Here is a 6,166-nt window from a genome sequence, read left to right on the forward strand (position 1 = left end):
TCGAAGCCGGGCAGGGCGCGGCGGCACAGGGCGTCCAGGCCGACGACCGCCTCCCAGCAGCCCGTCCGGCCGCAGCCGCAGCGCACCTCGTTCCCGGCGATCGGCATATGCCCGATCTCTCCGGCGTATCCGGAACCGCCCCGGTAGACGCGGCCGTCCAGGAGCAGGCCCGCGCCGATGCCGACGGTGCCTGTCAGATAGGCGGCGTCGGCGGGCGCGCCCCTGCGGTGCTCGGCGACGACCGCGAGGTTGGCGTCGTTGTCGCAGTGCGCGCCGCCCGGCAGCCAGCCCGCCACCCGGACGTCGCGCCAGTGCAGGTTGGGGGCGTGCCGGACCGTCGCAGTGTCCGGATCGACCAGTCCGGGAACGGCCACGCACGCGCCCAGCAGCGGACGGTCCAGTTTCTGGGCGAGACCGCGAACCAGGTCACGGGCCTCGTCCGGGGTGGGGGCGTCGACGGCGATCCGTTCCCTGAGCACGACCTCGCCGGAGAGGGTCACGGCCACGGCGTTGAGGAAGTCGACGTTCACCTCGACGCCCAACGCGACCGCGGGGCCGCCGTCCAGCTCCAGCAGGGTGACCGGACGGCCCCGTCCGCCGCCCGCGACCAGGCCCGTCTCGGCGAGCAGCCCCGCCTCCAGCAGATCGGCGACGATCCCCGAGATCGCGGCCTTCGCCAGGCCCGTGTCCCGCGCCAGATCCGCGCGGGACCGGGAGCCGTGCGCGCGGACCTGGGCGAGAACCAGCCGGGCGTTGTGCCTGCGGACCGTCGCCGGGGAGGCCGGACCGTCAGCGAACGCCATACAGATGCTCGAGAGCGAGCTGGTCGAGACGTTCGAACGCCATGCCGCGCGCGGCCAGAGCGTCCGGATCATGGGTCATGTCCCGCAGCGTACGCCAGGTCTCGCCGTCGGCCAGGGTCGGGACGGCCAGCTCGGCGACCCGCGCGTCCGCCAGCGCCGCCACCACCTCCGGGTCGGCGCGGAACGCGCGGACCTTGTCCCGCAGGATCAGATAGTTGGTCATGCAGGCGCGCGCCGACACCCACACCCCGTGATCGTCCTCGGTGCGCGGCGGCTTGAAATCGAAGTGGACGGGGCCGTCGTAGCCGCCCGACTCCAGCGCGTCGACCGTCCAGAAAGCGCCCTGCACGTTGCCCGCGCCGAACCGCAGATCCTGGTCGTAGCGGGGGCCGTGCTGGCCGTTCAGATCGATGTGGAACAGCTTGCCGTGCCAGAGCGCCTGGCTGACGCCGTGCGCGAAGTTCATCCCCGCCATCTCCTCATGCCCGACCTCCGGGTTGAGGCCGACGAGCTCCGGATGCTCCAGCTCGTCGATGAAGGCGAGGGCGTGGCCGATGGTCGGCAGCAGGATGTCGCCGCGCGGCTCGTTCGGCTTCGGCTCGATCGCGAACCGCAGATCGTAGCCCTGCTCCAGCACATAGCCGCCGAGGACGTCGAACGCCTCCTTGTAGCGGTCGAGCGCGGCACGGACGTCCTTGGCCGCACCCGACTCGGCGCCCTCCCGGCCACCCCAGCAGACATAGGTCCGCGCGCCCAGCTCGGCGGCCAGATCGAGGTTCCGCATCACCTTGGCGAGGGCGAACCGCCGGACGTCACGGTCGTTGGCGGTGAACGCGCCGTCCTTGAAAACGGGATGCGAGAACAGGTTGGTGGTGGCCGTCGTGACGACCAGGCCCGTCTCGGCGAGGGCCTTGCGGAACGCGGCGAGCCGCTCCTCGCGGTCGGACTCGTCGAACGCGAACACGTCGTTGTCGTGGAAGTTCACGCCGTACGCGCCGATCTCGGCGAGCTTGTGGACGGCGCGTTCCGCGGACATCGGGGCCCGGGTGGCGGAGCCGAAGACGTCCTGGGCGGCCCAGCCGACCGTCCAGAGGCCGAACGAGAACTTCTCCTGCGGGGCGTTGGTCATGATCTTTCCTCGGTCCAGTGCTGGGTGGCGTCGCGGAGGGCGACGTGCTGTGCGCGGATCACCGGACGGGGCGTCGCGGTGAAGAGTTCTGCGGGGGCGCCCGGCCAGTCGGGCAGGGCGCCGGTGAGCGCCCACGCGGCCTGCCGCGCCGCCCCGAGCGCGACGTACTCGGCGGCCCGCGGGACGGCGACAGGAACCCCGAACACCTCGGGCGCGATCCGCCGGACGGCCTCGGCGGCGGCCGCGCCGCCGATCAGCACGATCCGTTCGGGCCGCGCCCCGACGCCGTCGACGGCTTCGGCGAGCCCGGCCAGCATCCCCTCGACCCCGGCCCTGGCCAGGTTCTCGCGGGTGGCGTTGCGGGTGGTGAGGCCGCGCAGCACGCCGTCGGCGTCGGGGCGGTTCGGGGTGCGTTCGCCGTCCAGGTAGGGCAGGAGCGTCAGGCCACCGGCGCCCGGTTCGGCGCGGAGCGCGAGCTCGGACAGCTCGTCGAGGGTCGCGCCGATCATCGCGGCGGTCGAGGTGAGCACCCGTGCCGCGTTCAGCGTGCAGACCAGGGGGAGGTAGCGGCCGGTCGCGTCGGCGAACCCGGCGACCGCCCCCGACGGGTCAGCGCTGGGGGTTCCGGCGACGGTGAACGCGGTGCCCGAGGTGCCCAGGGAGACCGCGACTTCGCCCGGGGCGAGCCCGAGGCCGAGCGCGGCGGCCATGTTGTCGCCCGTCCCCGCCGCCAGGGCCGCGCCCCACGCCGTCGTCCCGACGCGTTCCCCTGGGCCGGCGATCCGCGGCAGCTCCAGGTCTCGCCCGAAGGCCGCTTTCAGCCTTCCGGGCAGCCACTGTCCTGTGGCCGGGGAGCAATAGCCGGTGCCGGAGGCGTCCCCCCGATCGGTGACATATCCGTCGGATCCGAGCCGCCACGTCAGATAGTCGTGCGGCAGCAGCACCGCGACGCCCCGCGCGGCCGCTTCCGGCTCGTGCTCGGCCAGCCACCGCAGCTTGGTCACCGTGAACGAGGCCGTGGGCACGCTCCCGGTGGCCCGCGCCCACTCCCCCGGCCCGCCCAGCTCCGCGACGAGCTCCCGCGCCGCCCCCGCCGACCGGGTGTCGTTCCAGAGCAGCGCGTCCCTGACCGGAACCCCCGCCCCGTCGACCACGACCATCCCGTGCTGCTGCCCCGCGACGGCCACCGCCGCGGCCCGCTCCAGCAGCCCTTCCCCAGCCCGCCGCAGCGCCTCCCACCACTCCCCCGCCGCACAGGACGTCCCTTCGGGATGCGCCGCCGCCCCCTGCCCGACGACTTCCCCGCTCTCCCCGTCACAGAGCACGACCTTCACACTCTGCGTACTCGAATCCACCCCGGCGACCAACATGGCCACATTTTGTTCACTACATGAACTTAATGTCAACCCTCGCCGCTCCCGGGATGACCCGCCCGATCCCGGGTAAGCGACTACTGCCCGCCCACCCAACTCCCCAGGAGCCCCCATGCCTTCACTAGTCCAACGAATCCAAGCCTTCCTCCGCAGCCCCCAGGGCCGAACCGCCCGCGCCCACGCCGAACGCCTGGCCCGCGACCCCCGCACCAAATCCCGCCTCCAAGCCCTCAAAACCCGCCTAACCACCCGCCGCCACCACTGACCTCGAGCGGCCGCCGACCGGGCCGGCGAAACGAAAAGCGCCACGTCCCCGGAGAGGCGTGGCGCTTTTTGGCGTGGGACCGGTCAGGCGTCGGATTTTTTGAGGCGGAAGGTGGCCAGGGCCAGCAGGATCAGGGCGTAGAGGGTGTAGAGGGCGAAGCCGGTCCAGGGGGAGAGGCCGTCGTCGGGCGGGACGACCGTGGTGATGGTGCCGCTGACGCTCGACGGGAGGAACTTGTTGATCGTTTCGCCGGCGGAGCCGGGCAGGAAACCGCCGATGATCGGGGCCACGAACAGGACGCCCAGGATCACGGTGACGGAACCCGCGACATTGCGGAGCAGCGTGCCGACCCCCAGACCCAGCAGAGCCGTGACGGCCAGGACCAGACCGCCGCCGACGACCGCCCGGAACACGCCCGGCTCGGTGAGCGTCGCCTCGAGGTCCTTGCCCGAGAAGATCAGCTGGCTCAGGAAGAAGGAACCGAACGAGACGATCTCACCGACCACCAGGACGACGCCGAACAGGACCAGCGCCTTGGCGGCGAGCAGGTCCACCCGGCGCGGCATCGCGGCCAGCGACGTGCGGATCATGCCGCTCGAGTACTCGGACGTGATCACCAGGACGCCGAGGACGGCGAACGCGAGAATGCCCAGGCTCAGCCCGGCCAGGCCGAAACCGGTGGCGTCGAACGAGGCCTTCTCGGAGTCGCCGAGCTCCGAATAGCCGGCGGTGACGGCGGCCGCCACCGCGGCGCTGATCCCGATCGAGATCACGATGCCGGCCAGCAGGGTCCAGAACGTGGAGCGGACCGTGACCAGCTTCGTCCACTCGGCGAACAGGGTGTCGCCGAAGGTGGCGCGGGCCGGCTTGGCGGTTCCGGCGGGCAGGGTGGCGGTGCTCATCGGTGGCTCCCGGGAACGGAGTAGGCGGGCTGCGCCGTCTGCGCGGCCTGATATTCGACGGAATCGCTGGTCAGACGCATGAACGCTTCTTCCAGCGAGGCTTGGACCTGGGTCAGTTCGTGGAGCCGCAGCCCGGCGTCGCCCGCGACGTCACCGACCTCGCGGGTGGTCGGCCCGAACACCCGCAGAGCGCCCGTCTCGTCCGGTTCGACCCGCCAGGAGCGTTCGGTGAGCAGCCGGGCCAGCTCGGTGGCCTGCGGTGAGGCGACGCGCACATGGCTGGACGCGTCGGTGGCGATGAACGCCGACATCGACGTGTCGGCGAGGATCCGGCCGCGGCCGATGACCACGAGGTGGTCGGCCGTCACGGCCATCTCCGACATCAGATGGCTGGAGACGAACACCGTGCGTCCTTCGGCGGCGAGGGCGCGCATGAGCTGCCTGATCCAGAGGATGCCTTCGGGGTCGAGGCCGTTGACGGGCTCGTCGAACAGCAGCACACCGGGGTCGCCGAGCAGCGCCGCGGCGATCCCGAGCCGCTGCCCCATCCCCAGCGAGAACCCCTTCGGCTGCTTCTTGGCGACGTCCTGCAGCCCGACCAGCCCCAGCACCTCATCGACCCGCCGCCGCGGAATCCCGTTGCTCCGCGCCATCCACAGCAAATGGTTGTAAGCCGACCGCCCCCCGTGCACGGCTTTGGCGTCCAGCAGCGCCCCGACCTCCCGCAAGGGCGCCCCCAACGCCGTATACGCCACCCCATTGATCGTGGCCGACCCGAACGTGGGCGCATCCAGCCCCAACATCATCCGCATCGTCGTGGATTTCCCAGCCCCGTTGGGCCCGAGAAACCCGGTGACGACCCCCGCCCGCACCGTGAAATCCACCCGGTCGACGACGACCTTGCTCCCGTACTGCTTGGTAAGCCCACGCACCTCGATCATGCCCCCACGCTATCTGCCCCCGACCAGCACCAGAACAGCTCTGGAGCTGCTCATCCGGGTCAGTACCGGGCGGTGAGGAGGTGGTCGCGGACCAGGCGGGTGTGGGGCGAGAGGTGGGCGCCTGCTCGGTGGACGAGGAAAGTGGTGTTGATCGGGGGGTCGGAGGGATCGAGGAGGAGGCGGAGGGAGCCGGCGGCCAGTTCGGTGGTGCAGAGGTAGCGGGGCAGGACGGTGACGCCCGCGCCCGCGAGGGCCGCGGCCTTCAGGGCGCGGAGGTCGGGGACGACCAGGGACGGGGCGGCGACCAGGCGGGTTCCGAAGACGTGGCGCCAGTAGCGGCGCAGGATCGGGAGGTCCTCGGCGTAGGCCAGGAGGGGCGCGGCTGACAGGGCCGTGGGGGTGAGGGCGTCGGGGCCGAGACGGGCGGCCAGCTCCGGCGAGGCGACCAGGACGAACTCCTCGTCGTTCAGCGGTTCCGCGCGCAGGGTCCGGCCGCGTGGGCGGACCGCCGAGACGACCAGGTCGAACGTGCCCGCGCGCAGGCCCGCCAGCAGATCGTCCGCGAGGCCCGTGGTCACCCGGAGCCGGACGCCGTCCTTCAGCAGCGGCGCGAGCGCCGGAAGCAGGAGTTCCGCCAGCATCTCGGCGGGCCCCGCCAGCAGGACGGGCGGCTCGGGCGGCCACGCCTCGCCGGGGCCGGTGACGGCGAGCTGATCGGAGTACACCTCCCAGGCGTTCAGCGGCAGGTCGACG

7 protein-coding genes are annotated in these 6,166 nt (G+C 72.2%); 1 reads left to right on the forward strand and 6 read right to left on the reverse strand.

What is annotated here, in order from left to right; genetic code table 11:
- The 3 genes from ACYVE7_RS27350 to ACYVE7_RS27360 all read right to left on the reverse strand — a co-directional run.
- Positions 1-803 (reverse strand): ROK family transcriptional regulator (locus ACYVE7_RS27350; protein WP_460368545.1); only part of this gene is annotated, 803 nt, incomplete at its 3' end.
- The gene (xylA, locus tag ACYVE7_RS27355) at positions 790-1,932 is read right to left on the reverse strand and encodes a xylose isomerase (RefSeq protein WP_460368546.1); all 1,143 of its coding nucleotides are present in this window, start codon (positions 1,930-1,932) and stop codon (positions 790-792) included. The genes ACYVE7_RS27350 and xylA, both read right to left, overlap by 14 nt.
- The gene (locus ACYVE7_RS27360) at positions 1,929-3,302 is read right to left on the reverse strand and encodes a xylulokinase (RefSeq protein ID WP_460368548.1); all 1,374 of its coding nucleotides are present in this window, start codon (positions 3,300-3,302) and stop codon (positions 1,929-1,931) included. Before ACYVE7_RS27360 ends, xylA begins: the two co-directional genes overlap by 4 nt.
- 115 nt (positions 3,303-3,417) lie before the next feature.
- Between ACYVE7_RS27360 and ACYVE7_RS27365 the strand changes: the two genes are divergently transcribed.
- Positions 3,418-3,570 carry a hypothetical protein gene (locus tag ACYVE7_RS27365; RefSeq protein ID WP_460368550.1) on the forward strand — a complete coding sequence of 51 codons (153 nt, stop codon included), beginning with the start codon at positions 3,418-3,420 and terminating at the stop codon, positions 3,568-3,570.
- Between the two features lie 83 nt (positions 3,571-3,653).
- Here ACYVE7_RS27365 and ACYVE7_RS27370 read toward each other — a convergent pair whose 3' ends face one another.
- From ACYVE7_RS27370 to ACYVE7_RS27380, 3 genes are all read right to left on the reverse strand, one after another.
- Positions 3,654-4,472: an ABC transporter permease subunit gene (locus tag ACYVE7_RS27370; protein WP_460368552.1), complete on the reverse strand. Its 819-nt coding sequence runs from the start codon at positions 4,470-4,472 to the stop codon at positions 3,654-3,656.
- Positions 4,469-5,413 carry an ATP-binding cassette domain-containing protein gene (locus ACYVE7_RS27375; protein ID WP_460368553.1) on the reverse strand — a complete coding sequence of 315 codons (945 nt, stop codon included), beginning with the start codon at positions 5,411-5,413 and terminating at the stop codon, positions 4,469-4,471. The genes ACYVE7_RS27370 and ACYVE7_RS27375 overlap by 4 nt, the downstream gene beginning before the upstream one ends.
- A 59-nt stretch (positions 5,414-5,472) precedes the next feature.
- The coding region (locus ACYVE7_RS27380) for a substrate-binding domain-containing protein (RefSeq protein WP_460368554.1) at positions 5,473-6,166 on the reverse strand (694 nt) is incomplete at its 5' end.

This window comes from Actinocorallia lasiicapitis, assembly GCF_054778695.1.